The organism is Streptomyces sp. NPDC020884, assembly GCF_044333935.1.
Classification (GTDB): domain Bacteria; phylum Actinomycetota; class Actinomycetes; order Streptomycetales; family Streptomycetaceae; genus Streptomyces.
Window position 1 is genome coordinate 312,078 of record NZ_JBIRRY010000002.1, and the last position, 18,144, is coordinate 330,221.

Sequence of the window (18,144 nt, forward strand, 5' to 3'; positions counted from 1 at the left end):
GCCCCACCCGGCGAGGCCGGCATCGGCCCGCCCCCCGCACCTTCCCGCTCTCCTCGAGAAAGGCCCGGTATGACAAGCCCGTCAGCCCGCGCCCAGCGCCGAACCGCCGCGCTGCTTCTGGCACCGTTCTTCGTTCTCTTCACCGCCGTCACCATCGCCCCGCTGGTCTACGCGGGCTGGATGAGCCTGTTCACCACCCGCACGTCCGGCCTCGGCTTCGGCGGCGCGGAGGACGTCTTCGCCGGAGTGGACAACTACGTCCAGGCGTTGTCGGACCCCGCCTTCCGCAGCGGATTCGTCACCATCGCCGCGTACGTCGCCATCTACATCCCGGTGATGATCGGCGGCGCACTCGTGCTCGCCCTGCTGCTGGACACGGCGCTGGCCAAGGCACGGGCCTTCTTCCAGCTGGCCCTGTTCCTCCCGCACGCGGTGCCCGGTCTCATCGCGGCGCTCATCTGGGTCTACCTGTACACGCCGGGGCTGAGCCCGGTGACCGACTTCCTCGCCTCCGGCGGCCTCGACATCGACTTCCTGTCGGCGGACAACGCGGTGTTCTCCGCGGCGAACATCGCCGTCTGGGAGTGGATCGGCTACAACATGGTCATCTTCTACGCCGCACTCCAGGCGGTGCCGGGCGAGACCCTCGACGCGGCGAAGATCGACGGCGCAGGCGGCATCCGCACCGCCCTGTCCATCAAGGTGCCGATGATCCGCCCGGCCATCGCCCTCGCCGTGCTGTTCACCGTGATCGGATCGGTCCAGCTCTTCACGGAGCCGAAGGTCATCTACAGCGCCTCCAGCTCGATCGGCAGCAGCTGGACGCCCAACATGTTCGTCCAGACCGCCGCCTTCACCCACAACAACTTCGGCCTCGCGGCCGCCGCCTCGCTGCTCATCGCGGTGTTCGCCGCGGCCCTGTCCTTCCTCGTCACCCGTCTTTCGCGCAGCAGGAGCAAGCCGTGACCCAGCCCACGACACGCCCCGCCCCGGCCCCGCGCGGCCCGGGGAAGCGTCCCTCGGTCCTGCTGTCCAAGGCCGGCGTGACCGCGATGCTGGGCCTCGCCGCCCTCTACACGCTCCTGCCGATGCTCTGGCTGGTCCTGTCGTCGACCAAGAGCCGTCAGGATCTCTTCGCCACGAACGGCTTCGCCCCGGGCGAGGAGTTCGCGCTCGTCGACAACCTGCGGTACCTGTTCGAGGCCGACAACGGCATCTTCCTGCGCTGGCTGCTCAACACGGTCCTGTACGCCGGTGTCGGCGCGCTGCTGGCCACGGTGTTCAGCGTGGCCGCCGGGTACGCGTTCGACAAACTGAGCTTCCCCGGCAAGGAGCGGATATTCTCCCTCGTCCTGCTCGGCGTGATGGTGCCGGGGACCGCGATGGCGATCCCGCTGTATCTGATCGCGGCCGAGCTCGGACTGGTGAACAGCTTCTGGGGGGTGTTCATCCCCGGGCTGGTGTTCCCGTTCGGGGTGTATCTGGCCCGGGTCTTCAGCGCGTCCTACGTCCCCGGCGAGGTCCTCGAAGCGGCCCGGATGGACGGGGCAGGCGAGTTCCGGACCTTCTGCCGGATCGCCCTGCCCATGATCGCGCCCGGCTTCGTGACCATCTTCCTCTTCCAGTTCACCCAGATCTGGAACAGCTTCTTCCTGCCCCTGGTGATGCTGTCCGACGAGGATCTCTTCCCGGTCAACCTCGGTCTGTACGTCTGGTACTCCTCCGCCCTCTCCCAGGGGCACCCGCAGGACTACCTCCTGGCGATCGTCGGATCGCTGGTGTCCGTGGTCCCCCTGGTCGTCCTCTTCCTGATGCTCCAGCGGTTCTGGAAGTCCGGCATGACCGCCGGCGCCGTCAAGTAGGCCATCTCCCCGAGGATTCCCATGACCCCCGTGCCTCCCGTGCCCGCCCGCCCGCGCGCCCTGTTCGCCATGGGCCGCCGGCACCGCGACGCCCTCTTCCCGCCGGCCGTGACCGACGAGCTGACCCGCCACGTCGACATCGACCCGCGGGTCCTCGCCGAGGACTTCGGCCGGGTCCCGGGCCTGGCGGCCGTCGAGATCCTGATCACCTCCTGGGGCTGCCCGCCGCTCGACCGCGCCGTCCTGGACCGGATGCCCGCGCTGAAGGCAGTCGTGCACGCGGCGGGCAGCGTCAAACACCATGTGACGGAGGCCTGTTGGGACCGGGGTCTGCTCGTCTCCACCGCGGCCGCCGCCAACGCCGTACCCGTCGCCGAGTACACGCTCGCCGCCATCCTCTTCGCCAACAAGCGCGTACGGGAGATCGGCGGGCTCTACCGCGAACACCGCGACGTCCTGGACTGGGCGGCCCACTACCCCGGCTTCGGCAACTACCGCAGGACGGTGGGCCTGGTGGGTGCGTCCCTCGTGGGCCGCAGAGTGCTGGAACTGCTGCGCCCCCACGACTTCGACGTCCTGCTGAGCGATCCCCACCTCGACGAGGCGACGGCGCGTTCGCTGGGGGCCCGGCTCGTGGAGCTCGACGAGATGCTGGCCCTCTGCGACGTCGTCTCGCTGCACGCCCCCGCCCTGCCCGAGACCCACCACCTGCTCGACGCCCGCAGACTGGCGCTCCTGCGCGACGGCGCCACCCTCGTCAACACCGGCCGGGGCTCGCTCATAGACACCGAGGCCCTCACCGCCGAGGCGTTGTCGGGACGGATCCACGCGGTCCTGGACGTCACCGAGCCCGAGGTGCTGCCGGCGGCGTCGCCGCTGTACTCGCTGCCGAACGTCCTGCTGACCCCGCATATCGCGGGATCGCTCGGCGGCGAACTCCAGCGCATCACCCGCAGCGCCCTGGACGAGGTCGAACGCTACTGCGCCGGGCGGGAGTTCGCCCATCCGGTGACCCGCGCCGCCCTGACCACCTCGGCCTGATCCGCGCCGGAGAAAGGGAGTTCGCCCATGTCCCCGACCAGCCGTCTGCCGGACGTCCTCGTCTACACCCGCACGACGGGCTACCGGCACGACTCGATCCCCGCCGCGCGCGCCGCCCTGCGCGAACTGGGCGAGGACGCGGGCTTCACGGTGGAGACCTCCGAGGACCCCGCGGTCTTCACCGACGCCTCCCTCGCGGGACGCGGCGCGGTCGTCTTCCTGTCCACGAGCGGCGATGTCCTCACCCACGAGGGACGGGCGGCCCTCCAGCGCTGGACCACCGCAGGCGGCGGCTTCCTGGGCATCCACTCCGCCGCGTGCACCGAATACGCCTGGCCGTACTACGGCGAACTGCTCGGTGCGCGCTTCGCCGGCCACCCCGACGTCCAGCCAGGCACCGTGCTGGTCGAGGACCCGGACCATCCGGCGACGCGCCACCTCCCGCCGCGCTGGGAGTGGACCGACGAATGGTACGACTTCCGGGCCGCCCCGCGCCGCCCCGGCGTGCGGGTCCTCGCCACCGTCGACGAGACCGGTTACGAGGGAGGCGGCATGGGCGCCGATCACCCCCTGGTCTGGTGCCAGGAGTCCGGCGCGGGCCGCTCCTTCTACACGGCGCTCGGCCACGCGGCCGACGCCTACACCGACCCGGCCTTCCGCCGCCACCTGTTGGGCGGCCTGCGCTGGGCGGCGGGCTCGGCGGGCTGATCCGCCGAGCCGGATCCCGCGTCGCCCCCTGATCGGGAGCAAGCGCTTTCCCCACCTCTGGGGAGCGCGGCCACAAGGAAAGGACCCCCTCCATGACCCGCAGGACCATCGGCATCGTGATGAACGGCGTGACCGGCCGGATGGGCTACCGCCAGCACCTGGTGCGCTCGATCCTGGCCATCCGCGAGCAGGGCGGACTCGCCCTGGACGGCGGCGAGGTGCTGTGGCCGGAACCGATCCTGGTCGGCCGCAACGCGCACAGGATCGAGGAGCTCGCCGACCGCCACGGCCTCACCCGCTGGACCACCTCCCTCGACGAGGCGCTGGCCGACCCGATCGCCGAGATCTACTTCGACGCCCAGGTGACCCGGGCGCGCGAGCAGGCGCTCAAGGCAGCCATCGCCGCGGGCAAGCACGTCTACACCGAGAAGCCCACCGCCGAATCGCTCGACGCGGCGCTGGAGCTGGCACGTCTGGCCCGCGCGGCCGGGGTGGCCAACGGCGCCGTCCAGGACAAGCTGTTCCTGCCCGGCCTGCTCAAGCTCAAGCGCCTGGTGGACAGCGGCTTCTTCGGCCGGATCCTCTCCGTACGCGGCGAGTTCGGCTACTGGGTGTTCGAGGGCGACTGGCAGGAGGCCCAGCGCCCGTCCTGGAACTACCGCGCCGAGGACGGCGGCGGCATGATCCTCGACATGTTCCCGCACTGGCGGTACGTGCTGGACAGCATCATCGCCCCGGTCCGCTCGGTGTACGCGCACACCGCCACCCACCTACCGCAGCGCGTCGACGAGCGGGGCCGCCCCTACCGGGCCACCGCCGACGACGCCGCCTACGCCATCTTCGACCTGGAGGGCGGCATCACCGCCCAGCTCAACTCCTCCTGGACGGTCCGTGTCGACCGGGACGAGCTGGTCGAGTTCCAGGTCGACGGCACCGAGGGCAGCGCCGTCGCCGGGCTGCGCGACTGCCGGGTCCAGCACCGCACCGCGACCCCCAAGCCGGTATGGAATCCCGACCTGCCGGTGACCGAGCCGTTCCGCTCCCAGTGGCAGCAGGTGCCGGACAACGCCGTGTTCGACAACGGCTTCAAGGCGCAGTGGGAGCTGTTCCTCAAGCACGTGGTGACCGGCTCGGCCTACCCCTGGGACCTCCTGGAAGGCGCCAAGGGCGTCCAGCTCGCCGAGCTCGGCCTGCTCTCGGCACGCGGGGGCCGCCGCCTGGACGTGCCCGAGCTGACGCTCTGACCTGGGCCTCCTCCTCGTTCCCTTTGATCGGGTATCCGTGATTCCGCCTCCCCGAATGTCGGCGGAGCGCGGGACGGCATAGCTTCGGGCGGCCGTGACCGGGCTTGCGGAAGGAACCTGCGCGCGTCGCCCTTCCGGGTCCCAGCCGGAAGGGCACTGCGCCCTGCTGTGCAGCAGTCGGCCGGCGTGCTCCGCTGCACGCCGTAGCGCCGATGGATCTTCCGCACGTCCGGGCACGCGCGGACGTGGGCGTGCGGACGGAGGCGTGCGGACGGAGGCGTGCACGGGAGGTGACCGCGGGCGACTGCCCGTGAAGAGGTGCGGTCCGTTGCCGTTCACCGAGAATAGGGAAGATGAAGAGCGAGGGTGGCGACGTGATCGCGACGTGCGGTTCTGCCCTGCGGTCCCTCGCACGGGCCTTCGCCGACCAGCACGCCGAACCGGTGCTGCTGTTCGTCGAGGGCTCCGCCGGCCTGGGAAAGAGCCATCTGCTGCAGGAGCTGGCGGGCCTGCCGCAGACGCCGGATGTCGTCCGCCTGTGGTGGCGGTGCGGAGCCGGCGACGGGCAGAAGGAACAGGACGAGCCCCCGCGGGGGCCGATCCTGCTGTTGGTGGACGACGTCCACCGCGCGGACGAGGACGAGCTGCGGCGGCTGCGGCGGACGCTGGAGGGGCTGGAGCCGGGTTCGGCGGCCGCGGTGACCTACCGCCCCGAGGAACTCCCCGTTCCCGGTCTGCCGCTGGGCGGTGCGGCGATGGCCTATCCCTTCCGGCTGACGGTGCGCACGGACCGGCTGGCGCCCTGGGACGAGGAACGCGTCCGCCGGGCGGCCGCCGGGGTACTGGGCGAGAGCTGTACGGCCGAGGCCGTGCGGACGCTGCACGAACGCACCGGTGGCGTGCCCCGGGTGGTCGTCGATCTGCTGGCCGTCCTGCGGGAACAGCGGCCGGCCTTCACCGGCACGGCGGCCGAGGTGGACGCGGCCGGTGTGCCGACCCGGCTGGCGGAGCTGGTGCTGGGCCGTACGCACGCGCTGTCCCCGGCCCACCGGCCGTTGGTCTGGGCGGCCGCCGTCCTCGACGGAAGCGCCGCCCGTGACGAGCTGATCGCGGTGTCGGGGCTCGAGGCCGTACCGGGAGGCAGCGCACTGCTGCGGGCCCTGGAGAGCGCGGCCCTGGCGGAGCTGGGCGAAGGGCGCTACGGCTTCGCCGTCCCACTGGCCGCGTCGGCCGTACGCGCCACCGTGCCCGGCCCCGTACGCCAGGATCTGCACCGCCGGGCGGCCACCGTGCTCAGCCGCAGACAGCCCGTGGCCTGGGCCGCCGTGGCCGGGCACCACCGGGCGGCCGGCGAGGGCCGCGGCTGGCTCAGGGCGGTGGAGAAGGCGGCCCGGTCGGCGGCGGCGTCCGGCCGGCACCAGCAGGCGATCACCCTCCTGGAACAGACGCTCGCCACACCCGGCATCCCTCCGCAGGCACGGGCCCGGCTGGCGCCGCTGCTGGCCCGCAACGCGGTGACCGGACTGCGCTCGGACCAGACCGTGGAGGTGCTCGCGCAGATCGTGCAGGACGCGGACCTGCCCCCGGCCGTACGCGGCGAGCTGCGGCTCGACCTGGGGCTGATGCTGTCCAACCAGATGGGACGGTTCGCCGAGGGCTGGCAGGTTCTGGAGATCGCCGCCGCCGAACTGCGCGAGGTCCGGTCCGTCCTGGCCGCCCGCGCCATGGCCGCGCTGGTCACCCCCTACTGGCCGGGCCCTTCCCTCGCCGTCCACCAGGAGTGGCTGATCAAGGCCGCGGCCGCCGCGGACGACAGCGGAGACGAAGCCATGCGTACGGCGGTCCTGGCCAACCATGTCGGACTCGCCATGAGCTGGGCCGACCCCGAGGCGTGGGAGCTGCTGAAGCGGCTGCCGGTGCAGAGCACGGACCCCGCCTGCGCCCGGCAGGCGGCACGCGGGCTGTGCAACGCCGCGGACTCCGCGGTCTGGCTCGGCTTCTACGAGCGGGTGGACAGCCTGCTGGCGGAAGGGCGCGAGCTGGCCGCGCGGAGCGGAGCGCCCTATACGGAGCACAGCGCGTCGGGGACGCGGCTGCTGCGGGAGTGGTGGACCGGCCAGTGGCTGGGCCTGGCCGGGCGGTGCGAGGACTTCATCACCGCCACCGCGGACATGCCGTTCATCGCCTCCGACGCCTACGTCGTGCGCGGCCTGCTCGCCGTCGCCCAGGGGGACTGGGGAGAGGCGAGATCCTGGTTGTCCCAGCGGGGGACCTTCGGGACGGAGAACCTGCCGGTGCCCCTGGGGGCGACAGCGGCCGGCGCGGTGATCCGTCTGACCCTGGCCCGTCAGGAAGTGACAGCCGCGGCGGAACAAGCGCGTGCGGCCTGGACGGTGGTGGCCGACAAGGGCGTATGGCCGTGGGCGGCGGAACTCGCGCCGTGGGCCGTGGAGGCCCTGGCGCGAGCGGGCGACACGACCGCGGCGCACGCCGTCGTCCGGGATTTCTCCCAGGGCCTGGGAGAAGGGGACGCGCCCGCCGCCAGGGCCGCGCTGGTGTGGAGCCGGGCCGTACTCGCCGAGACCGAGGCGCTGGCCCAGGAGCGGCCGAGCGGTCTGCTGGCGGCCGCGGAGTCCTACCGGGAGGCCTCGGCGGCCTACGCGGCGCTTCCCCGTCCCTACAGCGAGGCGCTGACCGCGGAGGGCGCCGTCCGCTGCGTGCTCGCGGCGGAGACCGCGGGACACTCCGGCCCGGTCGCGGCGAGCGAGGAGTCCGCCGCCCCGACGGCCCCGGCGTCCGACCCCGCCTCCACCAGCTCGGCGATCACCGAACTGGAGTCCTGCGCCCAGCACTTCACCGATCTGGGCGCCCTGTGGGATGCGACGCGGGCCAGAGCCCTGCTGCGCACCCGGCAGCCGGCGAAGAAGGGCCGTCCGCCCGGCCGCCCGTCGCACTCCGACCAGCTGTCCCCCCGGGAGGCGGAGGTCGCCCAGCTCGCGTCCTCCGGTCTGACCAACCGGGAGATCGCCGCGACCCTGCATCTCTCCCCGCGGACCGTGGAGCAGCACATCGCCGGCGCCATGCGCAAGACCGGCGCGCTCTCCCGCCGCGACCTCGCCCACCGGCTGGGCGGCCCGACTCCGTGAGGGCGACGGCCGAGGAACCGTCCGGGTAGCCGTCAGCTGCCGGGGCCGCCGTCCCGCAGCGGCAGCGGGGACCGGCCGGCCCAGAAGGTTCTGTCGTGCTCCCAGACGGCGACGGTCGCGGCCGTCCAGTCGAACACCCAGCCCGAGCGCACCCCGCGCGCCCCCCAGCCGTCCGGGCGCCGGCGTGGGAGGGCGAAGCCCGCTTTCTGGGCGGCGACCGCCGCGTCGCACGCCTCCCGGGCGATGCGGAGGGCTTCCGACTCGGTTTCGGCGGACCCGGTGAAAACGTGCAGGCCACAGCGCTCCGGCTGTAGGGAGTTCCTGGTGGGGACATGGACCTGGAAGTAGAGCTCGGTCATGACGCCATCTCCTTGGTGTCGCGGTTCCTGCCCTACCGGCGCGGGCTGCGACGGATGCGCGCCGGTGTGCAGGGCTGCCTCGCGTCGGATCCACCGCTGACAGGTCACCCCAACGTACGAGGCGCACCCGGTCCTCAATATCCGGAATGACCCGATCACCTATACGTATCTCGACCGACCACCGGCGAGCGCGGCCTCACTCGCCGCACATCCGGACCGGCCGGCCACCGCGACGGCGGGCGGGCCGCGCGTGCACCGCCCCGGGCCCGGCGGGACCCGCACCGAGACGATCCGGGCGGTGCGCACGACGCCGTATCCGTGATTCCCGCCTACGGATAAAAAGGCGCACGCTCGGTGACTAGGTTCCCCTCACCGACGCACCGCACCGCCATGCCCATGATCAAGGGAAGCATGAGCACCTCCATGAAATTCATCCGCCTCGGAATCGCGGCAGGATCTTTCGCGCTTCTGTTCACCAGTGGCTGCCGGTTACCTCCGGCCGAGACCGCGAACGAAAAGCCCATCGTCATCGGAACGTCCAGTGTTCTGGCAGGACTGGACCCCGCCGGAGTGTACGACGCCGGATCCTGGGCCGTTTTCAACAATATCTATCAGAACCTGCTCGCCTTCGAGCCGGGGTCGCCCACCCCGAAACCCGACGCGGCCGAGTCCTGCGCATTCACCGGCCCCGCACTCACCACGTATCAATGCGAACTCCGTGGTGACCTCACGTTCTCCAACGGGAACCCGCTCACCGCGAACGCGGTGAAGCAGTCGTTCGACCGTGTTCTGCGCATTCGGGATCCGCTGGGGCCGGGCCCGCTGTTCGCGAACCTCCTCTCCGTGGACGCCCGGGGCTCTCTCGTGACGTTCCACCTCGCGACCGCGGACGCCACCTGGCCGTCGAAGATCGCCACCGGGGCGGGGTCCATCGTCGACCCGGCGGAGTTCCCGCCGAACCGGCTGCGGGGCGAGAAGAGCGCCTCGGGTTCGGGGCCCTACGTCATCGCGTCCTACACGGCCGGGAAGTCCATCACCCTGGAACCGAACCCCGCGTACAGCGGCGCCGTGACCAGGCGGGGGGTCGCGGTCGAACTCCGCTACTTCGAGACATCGCAGAACGTCGAGAAGGCCTGGAACGCCGGAACGGTCGACGTCGCCTACGCGGGACTTCCGGCCGCCACCCTCGCCGAGATCGACCCCAGCGCCCCGGACGTGCGCATCTCCGCCGGGGACAGCGCCGAGGCCCACTACCTCGTGCTGAACCTGCGCTCCCCGCGGAAGCCCCTGGGCAACGTCGAGGCCCGCAGAGCCGTCGCCGCACTCATCGACCGCGGCCCCCTGGCGAACGAGGTGTTCAAGCACACGGTGACGCCGCTGTACTCACTGGTCCCGCAGGGCGTCGCCGGACACAGCACGGCGTTCTTCGACCGCTACCCGGAGGTGGATCCCGCGTACGCGGCCCGACGCCTGCGGTCCGCCGGCGTCACCACCCCGGTGCGCATCAGGCTCGGCCACCAGAGCGGCATCGCCGCCGTCGAGGCGCGCGCCCTGAAGGAACAGCTCGAGAGGGACGGCCTGTTCCGGGTCGAGCTGCTCGAGGAGCGCGACTTCACCACGTACCAGAAACGCTCTCTGAACGGCGAGTTCGACGCCCACCTCTACCAGTGGGTGCCCGACTTCCCCGACGCGGACACCTTCGTCCAGCCCCTGGTGGGGACCGGCAACGTCCTGGGCAACGGCTACACCTCGGCCGAGCTCGACCACGCCATCAGGGACACCCAGCGGTTCACCGACCGCCGCAAGGCCATGCAGCGGTTCCGGGCGGTCCAGGACACCGTGGCGAAGGATGCTCCGCTGATCCCCGTCTGGCACCGGCAGCGCCAAGTGGTGACGCGCTCCACCGTCCTGGGCGGGCATCGCCTCGCCGAGGACGCCGTCTGGCGCCTGTGGGAACTCCGCCGGCTCTGAGACTCCGGGCGGCCCGTCGCCCCACCGGCCGCCGTACGGGAGGCCCCCGCGCGAATTCGAGGTTTTCCACGTATCCGTGAATCGGCCCGCCCGGTATTACGGCGAATTCCGGTTTTCCCGTCCGACGTGCGCCAACAGCGTGCGGATTGACGTCCCAAAAGGTTTTGCTCCATCACCAGGGATCTCACCGCAGCTGTTGGGAAAACATTTCGGCGCACACGTCTTGAAGTCCTTTCGGTCGCTGCGCAATAGTTCGGCCCACGGCGAGCCCGAACTCGTCGGCGGACAGGACCCACACCGAGCCGGTGCGCTTTTTCGCGCTCCGGCGACCCACCCCCCATTTCGGGTTCTGGCCGTCATCCGGAAGGAATCAGCGTGCGCAACTCCCGTAAGTACTGTCTTGCCGCCGCAGGCGTCCTGCTCTCGGCCTCCGCGATCCTGGGAACCCCGACCCTGGCGCAGGCACAGGACGTGACGTCCGTCCCCCGCTACCAGCCCGAGATGGTCCAGGCGTTGGCCGCTTCGCTCGGAGTGAGCGAGCAGGCCGCAGTGGACCGGCTGGACCGGCAGGACGCCCAGCAGGCCAAGCTCGCCGACCTGCGCAAGCGCGGCATATCCGGCGACGGGGCCTTCTTCGACGCCTCCGGCAGACTGACCGTCAACGCCGGTGACACGACCGAGGAGGCCAGGATCGAGAAGGCCGGCCTCGATGCCCGGGTGCCCTCCAGAGGCCAGGCCGCGCTCGACAGAATCAAGGCCGAGCTGGACCGCGCCGCCGCCGAGGAGGTTCCCTCCGGGGTGGTCGCCTGGTCCGTGGACCTGGCCTCCGACCAGGTGACCGTCAAGGTCAACAGCGACCGGGGAGCCGCCGCCAGGGCCTTCCTCGCCCAGGCCGCCCGGCACGGCTCCGCCGTCCGGATCGTGCGGGGCCAGGAGAAGCTCGAGGCCAAGGCCGCGATCTACCCCGGCAGCAAGATGACGTTCAACAACACCACCCAGTGGTGTTCCGTCGGCTACGGCGCCCGTGACAGCTCCGGCAGGCAGTACCTGGTGACCGCCGGGCACTGCGTCACGAACACCCTGCGCTACGACGGGGCGGCCTTCGCCCAGGGCTACCGGACCCGCTACGCGCTCGGCACCCGCAGCGTCGACATGGGCATCCTGACCGTCAACTCCGGCCACTCGATCACCACCGGCGTCGGCACCTGGGGGAACGGCAGCCCGGTCGCCGTCCGGGGCGGCAGCCGCTCCCCGTCCGGCGCCTCGGTCTGCAAGTCCGGCGCCACCACCGGCTGGACCTGCGGCTCCATCGGCTCCTACAACAACACCGTCACCTACACCGACCGCAACGGCGGCCCGGACACGGTCGTCAGCGGCCTGGCGACCTCCAGCGTCTGCGTCGAGGGCGGCGACAGCGGCGGCGCGTACATCTCCGGGAACCAGGCCCAGGGCATGACCTCCGGCGGCCCGAGCAACCAGCAGTGCACCGGCGGGGTCAACTCACGCGGCTCCTCCTACTTCCAGCCGCTCGACGACGCCCTGCGCTACTACGGGCTGACGCTCAACACCAACTGAGCACATCGGTGACAGGACCGGCCGGGGGCGCGCGCGAGACCGTGAGCGCCCCCGGCCGCTTCCCACCGAACCGGGCGTTCCGCGTGCGGTCGGCCGCGGGCCCCTACCGCCCGGCGCGCGCCCGCTCCTTCGCCAGCCATGGACCGAACTCGCTCTCCAGCACCAGCCGTCCGAGCTTGCGGTACTCCTGGAGCACCGCCGTGACGAGCTGGTCCATCTCCAGCGGCGTCCCCGACTCCGCCGCGAGGTAGGCGGCGGTCACCGCGCAGGCCCGGATCGATCCGCCGGCCAGCTCGAAGCGGTCCGCGCAGAACTCCAGGTCGAGCGCGGTGTCGCGCGGGATCGCCGGGCCCAGGCAGCGGTCCCACAGAGCCAGCCGCTGCCGGGCGTCGGGCATCGGGAACTCGGCGATCACATCGAGGCGGCGGGTGAAGGCCTCGTCGAGGTTGGCCCGCAGGTTGGTGGTGAGCACGGCGATGCCGTCGAAGGACTCCATGCGCTGGAGGAGGTAGGCCGACTCCACGTTGGCGTGCTTGTCGTGCGCGTCCTTGACCTGGGACCGCTTTCCGAAGATCGCGTCGGCCTCGTCGAACAGGAGGATGCCGTTCACGTCGGACGCCTCGACGAAGATGCGCTCCAGGTTCTTCTCGGTCTCCCCGATGTACTTGTCCACCACCGTGGACAGGTCCACGACGTAGAGCTCCATGCCCAGTTCGGCGGCGAGCACCTCGGCGGACATCGTCTTGCCGGTGCCCGACTCCCCTGCGAACAGGGCGATGACGCCCCTCCCCCGGCCGCCGCCCGGCCGCATCCGCCACTGCCCGAGCACCGTCTCGCGGTGGCGGGCGCGCAGGGCGAGTTCGGCCAGTTGGGTGCGGGGCGCCGGGGGCAGCACCAGGTCGTCCCAGCCGACCGCGGGCTCGATGCGGCGGGCGAGCCGCTCCAGACCCGCGCCGTTCTGGGCGCGGACCGCCGCCCGCAGGTCCTCCGGGGTCACCGGCCGCTGCCCGAGCACGGCCAGTCGGGACGCGACGGTCGCGGCCCGGCGCAGCTGGTCGGCGTCGAGCCGGTAGGCGGCGGACGCCTCGATGAGGGCGTCGTCGGCGGCCGCGTGCTCGGCGGACAGGCCGACCGAGCGGCCCGCGTCGGCGAGCGCGCGCCGCCACCGCCGTGCGGCGGCGTCGGGGCCGGGGGGCTTGAGGGTGACGGGGACCGGGCTCTCCGCGGTCCACAGCGGGTCCCAGTTCTTCTTCCCGTACGCGATCAGAGGTGTGCCGCCGACCGCCGCGCACAGCGACCCGAGCAACCGGGCCCCCTCGGGGCGTTCGGGGGCGAGCGTCTCGAGCGGGCCGAGGATCACTCCGGCGCGGCCGAGGCGGGCCTCGGTGGCCAGGGCCCGTACGAGCGGGGCCGGTTCGGGGGCGGCGGCGAGCGCGGTGACGTCGACGACCAGCGGGCGGCGGCCCGCAGCGTGCAGGGCCTCGACCGCGAGGCCGCGCGGGTCGCCGCCCCGGTCGAGCAGGTGCACCAGGCCGCTGCCCGTGCCGAGGGCCGCCGCGATCCGCAGCGCCTCCGGCCGCTCGTCCGGCTCCTGGGGGTGCCCGGCCTCCCGGACGAGCCCGCGCAGCCGGCTGTCGGTCTCGTCGTCGCCGAGGAGATACGCGGTGACCCGGTCCGGTACGCGCAGGGTCCGGGAGAGCAGCGGGCGTTCCTGCTCCGCGGTCTCCAGCAGCCCGCCGGCGACGAGCGGGGCGGCGGGCGAGAACCGGAAGCGGCCGGAGCCCGCCGCGGGCAGCCCGCAGAGTTCCAGGACCAGGCCGATGGTGGGCCGGCGCCGGGTGAGGTCGTCGTTGAGGTAGCCGTACAGGCGCTCGAAGCGGGTGTCGATGTCCGGGGCCATGGCGACCAGCAGGAGTTCGACGTCCAGCGGCGTCAGGCCGAAGCTCTCGGCCAGTTGCCCGAGCCTGCCCCCGGCGGGGGCGTCCGGCGGGGCTCCGTCCTCGTACGCCGGTACGGGCGTGAACGCGTCGCGGGTCTCCAGGATCCGCCCGGCCCCCTCGGGGGTGAGGTACTGCCCCCGGTAGGGGTCGTCGGGGTCCGGGTCGACGGCCCGGCGTGCCGCGACGGCCTCCCGGACCCGCTGTTCGACGCGGCCGAGCCGCTCCCAGAGCTCCTCGACATCGGTCGGCGGGCCGTGCCCGCGGGTCGGTTGTGGTGCCAGGGTCATCGGGTCGCGTTCCCCCGCCTGCGCCGGCCGGGCGGCAGTCGTCGTTCACGGGGCGCGGCGAAGCCCGCCCCGCCGGGGTCGGTGGCCCCGTCGTAGCGCAGGCGGCGGCCGGGCTCGTCGTCGCCGCCGTTCAGGTGGGGTGCTGCCTTCATCACGAGGCCTTCGGTGACGGGCGGGCCGGCGACGCTGCGTTCACCGGCGAGGGGGGCGACGACCCGCAGGTCGATGGCGGCCTTCAGCTCGCCGCCGAGCGCGGACCAGACGTCGGAGGCGGACGGTCCGCCGGCTCCCGGCCCCGCCGCCTCCAGCTCCACGGTCAGGCCGAGTTCGGCGAGGCTGCCGGTGTGCATCCGGGCGGGCAGCACGTCGGAGCGGACGAGGGCGCGCAACACCTCGGAGAGCAGCCGGTGTTCGTCCTGCGGGCGGTTGGTCCAGGCGGTGACCAGATAGGTCAGCTCGAACCAGCGGGGCGGGGTCCGCCAGCCGGTGACCACGCCCTCCTCGTCGTGCGTCTCGGCGGTACCGGTGCGTCGCCTGCCCGCGTCCTCGCGGATGCCGTGCAGGAAGACGCTGATGGTGGGGGCGTTGCGGCGGGCGGACCAGTCCTTCGTCGGGGCGTCGAAGACCAGGTCGACGCCGCTCTCCTCCAGACCGGTCTCGACCAGCAGCAGCCGCAGCCCCTCGTCGACTTCGTGGATCATCGGCGGATCACCTCGTCCGGCGGGGTGATGGTGCCGAGCACCACCAGGAACGGCGTCTTCACCGGGCTGAACCCGGGGCCCTTCGCGGTGATCGTGCGCGGCCCGGTCTGGTCCTTGGCCAGGATGAGGAGCTGGGCGATGAACGTGCCGTCGCCCAGCGGCCGGGTGGGCGGCGCGCTGGCGGTGATCCCGGGCTTCCAGCTGAGGGTGACGGGTGCGCCCGGCGGAAAGTCCTTGCCCCGTACGGAGGTGACGAACCCGGGCTTGCCGATGGCGGGCACCGCGATGATGCGCGGCTGGAGGATGCGCAGCGGGATCCGGGAGACGTTGTCACGGAGGTTGGCGTCGGTGCCGGTGGTGGTGAGCGAGGCGGTGATCGTCGTACGGAGGGCCCGGTCGGGCGACAGGACGACACTGAGCACCGTGGACGCGCCGGGTGCGAGGTCCGGGAGCGCGCAGCTGCCGCCGGCGCAGCCGGCCGGGAGCGGCGCAGCGGGGATGTTCCGGGGCAGTCCGAGGTCCAGCCGGAGTCCGGTGGCGAGCGCGTTCCTGCCGTTGCGCACGGTGTACGTCACCACGACCTTGCCGCCGACGTAACCGGGGCTGGGCTGGGCCCGCACGGTGACGCCGGGTCCGGCCTCGGGCGCGGGCGGCGGGGGCGCGGGGGCCGGCGGCGGGGGCGGAGTGGTCGTCGGCGGCGGGGTGGGGGTCGGTGCGGGCGTCGTCGGGGACGGCGTCGGCGGGGTGGGGGTCGGTGACGGCGGCGGCACGTCCTGGACCGGGACGATCGTCCCGGTGGCGTTGTCCGTGGGGTTGGGGTCCAGGACGGCCCCGGTGACGGACCAGTTGACGCGCTGGTCGCCGGTGGTCACTCCGGTGAGCCGGGCGGTGAGCGTCACGTCGGTGCCGGGCGGGACGACGCCGAGGTCGCACTGGGGCGTGCCGGGGGCGCAGGTCCCGGCGTCGGTGGTCAGCTCCTCCAGCCGTACGCCGGGCGGGGCGTCGACGGTGAACGTGGTGCCGGGCGAGGGCGAGGGGCCCTGGTTGGTGACGGTGATCGTCACCTCGGTGCTCGCGCCGACCTCCACCGCGGGTCCGGTGGGCGGTGCGGTCAGCGAGAGGTCGACCGACTGCTGGTAGGCGGGCTCCTTCTGCCGTCCGTCGTGCGCGTTGTCGAGGGGGGCCACGTCGCCGGAGGCGACGTCGAGCACGGAGAGCTGCTCCATGGAGTTGGGTGCGAGCTCCCGGCGCGAGGTGAAGACGAGCTTGCTGCCGTCGGGCGACCAGGCCACGTCCCGGGGCTGGTGGGGGCCGGTCACGGTGGTGTCGGGGACCGGCAGGTCGCAGCCGGCGGGGTTGTCCTTCTGGACGGAGGGCAGCACGACGCGGCAGCCGCCGCCGCGCAGCGGCTTGATGAGGACGCCGGCCTGCTGGTTGACCCGGCCGCCGCCGTCCTTGCGGTTGAAGGCCACCTTCAGACCGTCCGGCGAGAACGCGGGGCTGTCGTCGATGACGTCGCAGTCACCGGGGCAGATGGTGGCGCTCAGGTCCCGCTGCTGGTCCAGGGTGGCCACGGGCACGACCCAGATGTGCTTGTTGCCGGCGTTGCCGTTGACGACCTGGTTACGGGTGAAGGCGAGGTTGACGCCGTCGGACGACCAGGTGGGCTGGGCGTCGCCGCCCGCCGGCAGGCCCGCGGGCGGCCGGACCTCGTCGAGGATCGCGCCCGTGGCGACGTCGGCGATGAGGATCCGGCCGGTGCCGGCGAAGTCCCCGGCGCCATCGGGCGAGCTCCGGGTGAACGCGATCTTGGTCCCGTCGGGCGAGAAGGTGGGGTCGGTGTCCCGGTCGCCGGGGCCGCGTCCGGCGAGCGGCAGCACGGCCTCATGGGTGCCGTCGGCGTCGGCCATCCAGATCCGCTCGATCCGCCCGGCGTCGGTGTCCTCGAAGCGGGTGACGACGATGCGGCGGCCGCCGGGGGTGTAGTTCTGCCGCTCGGTCCACGGGTCGAACCCCTCACCCGGGGTGAACAGGGGGTCCACCGCCGGGTCCTGGTTCGTCAGCGCCGCCGGGTCCTCCTTGAGGATGGTGAGGTTCAGGTCGCGCGGGTCGGAGCCGTCCTGCCGGACGTCCTGGAGCGTCACGACGGATGCCGCCGACAGGAGTTCGACCGGCTTCGCGCTGATCCGGGGGATGACGACGGTGCCGGCCGGAGGGAACCAGGTGGGCGGTCCCACCTCGCGGTTCTCGTTGACCAGCTGCTCCGGCGGCTCGTCCACGAAGGCGGTCACCCGGTAGACGTGGTCGAAGTCGTCGCAGCCGCAGGTGTGGTAGGGGCTGAGGAAGACGATGTCCTCGCCGTCGGGCAGCCAGGAGGCCGAGCGGGTGCCCCACGCGGCGTGGGCTCCGGCCAGCAGCGGCCGGTCGGTCCCGATGCCCTGGGTGGCGCGCAGTTCGGTGCCGTCGTCGACGTCGGGATCGGGGTCGGTGGTGAGGGTGTACGCGACGAGGCCCCGGCGGGCGTCGTCGTCGACCGGGTTCCAGGAGGGTTCGGTGGCGTCGCCGGCCGGTCCGTCGCTGATCCGGGTCTGCGGGCCGCCGGCGACGGCCCGCTCGAATATCTGCCACCCCAGTGAGGCGATGCCGTCGCAGGCGTACGCGATCCTCGTGCCGTCCGGGGACCAGGTCGGGGACTCCTCGTTGTCGGGGGTGTCGGTGAGCCGCCGCAGGTCCGAGCCGTCGACGCCGACCGACCACAGGTCGCGCTGGACCGTGCCGCCGGGTCCGGGCTCCGCGGAGTCGAACACCACGGTCCGTCCGTTTGGGGAGAGTTCGGGGCGGGCCGCGTCCCGGTCGGTGGTGAGCCGGCGCACCGCACCGTCCGCGCCGCGCACGTACACCTGGGGCCGGGCGCTGTCGCGCAGGCTGGTGAAGACCAGCACGTCACCGCGGGCGGAGGGGTCCTGGTCGTAGTGGACGGGGCCGTCGCCGAACAGCGGGTCGCTGGTGTCGGCTTCGTTGGCCTGCCCCAGGCTGCGGTGTTCGGTACCGGCGAAGGCGATGCGCCCCGCCTCGGCCGGATCCGCGTCCGCCACGGCGGCGACGGCCTCGCCCGCCCCGTCCGGGGCGGCGGCCGAGCCGACCAGCAGCAGCGGCGCCAACAGCACCACCGCACCGGTCAGTCGGCCCAGCCGGGAATGCTTTGCCGGGCCAGCAGTGCCGGTCACGGCCCACCTCACAGTCTGTTGATGACGCTCCACCGGCCAGTTTCGCCCCCGCGCGGGGGCGAAGGACAGGCCGCGAGTACCCG

General features: G+C 72.7%; 12 protein-coding genes. 8 read left to right on the plus strand and 4 right to left on the minus strand.

Going from position 1 to position 18,144, the window contains the following annotated elements:
* Nucleotides 1–69: 69 nt before the first annotated feature.
* The 6 genes from ACH4UK_RS08250 to ACH4UK_RS08275 all read left to right on the plus strand — a co-directional run bounded on the left by ACH4UK_RS08250 (nt 70) and on the right by ACH4UK_RS08275 (nt 8,001).
* The gene (locus ACH4UK_RS08250) at nt 70–966 is read left to right on the plus strand and encodes a carbohydrate ABC transporter permease (RefSeq protein ID WP_398355205.1); all 897 of its coding nucleotides are present in this window, start codon (nt 70–72) and stop codon (nt 964–966) included.
* Complete coding sequence (locus tag ACH4UK_RS08255; RefSeq protein ID WP_398355206.1) at nt 963–1,862, plus strand: carbohydrate ABC transporter permease; 900 nt, start codon at nt 963–965, stop codon at nt 1,860–1,862. Before ACH4UK_RS08250 ends, ACH4UK_RS08255 begins: the two co-directional genes overlap by 4 nt.
* A 21-nt stretch (nt 1,863–1,883) precedes the next feature.
* The gene (locus tag ACH4UK_RS08260; protein WP_398355207.1) at nt 1,884–2,903 is read left to right on the plus strand and encodes a hydroxyacid dehydrogenase; all 1,020 of its coding nucleotides are present in this window, start codon (nt 1,884–1,886) and stop codon (nt 2,901–2,903) included.
* 27 nt (nt 2,904–2,930) lie between these two features.
* Entirely contained in the window at nt 2,931–3,611 is a 681-nt protein-coding gene (locus ACH4UK_RS08265; RefSeq protein WP_398355208.1) for a ThuA domain-containing protein, read from the plus strand.
* A 92-nt stretch (nt 3,612–3,703) separates the two neighbouring features.
* Nucleotides 3,704–4,855: a Gfo/Idh/MocA family protein gene (locus ACH4UK_RS08270; protein ID WP_398355209.1), complete on the plus strand. Its 1,152-nt coding sequence runs from the start codon at nt 3,704–3,706 to the stop codon at nt 4,853–4,855.
* Between the two features lie 353 nt (nt 4,856–5,208).
* Nucleotides 5,209–8,001: a LuxR C-terminal-related transcriptional regulator gene (locus tag ACH4UK_RS08275; RefSeq protein WP_398355210.1), complete on the plus strand. Its 2,793-nt coding sequence runs from the start codon at nt 5,209–5,211 to the stop codon at nt 7,999–8,001.
* Nucleotides 8,002–8,033: 32 nt separating this feature from the next.
* On the opposite strand, the gene ACH4UK_RS08280 is transcribed toward ACH4UK_RS08275, so the two are convergent.
* Nucleotides 8,034–8,360: a hypothetical protein gene (locus ACH4UK_RS08280; protein ID WP_398355211.1), complete on the minus strand. Its 327-nt coding sequence runs from the start codon at nt 8,358–8,360 to the stop codon at nt 8,034–8,036.
* 411 nt (nt 8,361–8,771) lie between these two features.
* On the opposite strand from ACH4UK_RS08280, the gene ACH4UK_RS08285 reads away from it, so the two are divergent.
* Nucleotides 8,772–10,331: an ABC transporter substrate-binding protein gene (locus ACH4UK_RS08285; RefSeq protein ID WP_398355212.1), complete on the plus strand. Its 1,560-nt coding sequence runs from the start codon at nt 8,772–8,774 to the stop codon at nt 10,329–10,331.
* 375 nt (nt 10,332–10,706) lie between these two features.
* Nucleotides 10,707–11,906, plus strand: a complete 1,200-nt coding sequence (locus ACH4UK_RS08290; protein ID WP_398355213.1) for a S1 family peptidase — start codon at nt 10,707–10,709, stop codon at nt 11,904–11,906.
* 103 nt (nt 11,907–12,009) lie between these two features.
* Here the strand turns inward: ACH4UK_RS08290 and ACH4UK_RS08295 are convergent, their stop codons facing one another.
* From ACH4UK_RS08295 to ACH4UK_RS08305, 3 genes are read right to left on the minus strand one after another with little or no spacing between them, the layout of a single operon-like run.
* Nucleotides 12,010–14,133 carry an ATP-binding protein gene (locus tag ACH4UK_RS08295; RefSeq protein WP_398355215.1) on the minus strand — a complete coding sequence of 708 codons (2,124 nt, stop codon included), beginning with the start codon at nt 14,131–14,133 and terminating at the stop codon, nt 12,010–12,012.
* The gene (locus tag ACH4UK_RS08300) at nt 14,130–14,834 is read right to left on the minus strand and encodes a DUF4255 domain-containing protein (RefSeq protein ID WP_398355217.1); all 705 of its coding nucleotides are present in this window, start codon (nt 14,832–14,834) and stop codon (nt 14,130–14,132) included. Before ACH4UK_RS08300 ends, ACH4UK_RS08295 begins: the two co-directional genes overlap by 4 nt.
* Entirely contained in the window at nt 14,831–18,061 is a 3,231-nt protein-coding gene (locus ACH4UK_RS08305; protein WP_398355218.1) for a hypothetical protein, read from the minus strand. The genes ACH4UK_RS08300 and ACH4UK_RS08305 overlap by 4 nt, the downstream gene beginning before the upstream one ends.
* Nucleotides 18,062–18,144: the final 83 nt, after the last annotated feature.

Coding starts and splice junctions, on each gene's coding strand:
- ACH4UK_RS08285 (WP_398355212.1), top strand. CDS start 8,772: ATGAGCACCTCCATGAAATTCATCCGCCTCGGAATCGCGGCAGGATCT.
- ACH4UK_RS08260 (WP_398355207.1), top strand. CDS start 1,884: ATGACCCCCGTGCCTCCCGTGCCCGCCCGCCCGCGCGCCCTGTTCGCC.
- ACH4UK_RS08275 (WP_398355210.1), top strand. CDS start 5,209: ATGAAGAGCGAGGGTGGCGACGTGATCGCGACGTGCGGTTCTGCCCTG.
- ACH4UK_RS08295 (WP_398355215.1), bottom strand. CDS start 14,133: ATGACCCTGGCACCACAACCGACCCGCGGGCACGGCCCGCCGACCGAT.
- ACH4UK_RS08300 (WP_398355217.1), bottom strand. CDS start 14,834: ATGATCCACGAAGTCGACGAGGGGCTGCGGCTGCTGCTGGTCGAGACC.
- ACH4UK_RS08265 (WP_398355208.1), top strand. CDS start 2,931: ATGTCCCCGACCAGCCGTCTGCCGGACGTCCTCGTCTACACCCGCACG.
- ACH4UK_RS08250 (WP_398355205.1), top strand. CDS start 70: ATGACAAGCCCGTCAGCCCGCGCCCAGCGCCGAACCGCCGCGCTGCTT.
- ACH4UK_RS08270 (WP_398355209.1), top strand. CDS start 3,704: ATGACCCGCAGGACCATCGGCATCGTGATGAACGGCGTGACCGGCCGG.
- ACH4UK_RS08280 (WP_398355211.1), bottom strand. CDS start 8,360: ATGACCGAGCTCTACTTCCAGGTCCATGTCCCCACCAGGAACTCCCTA.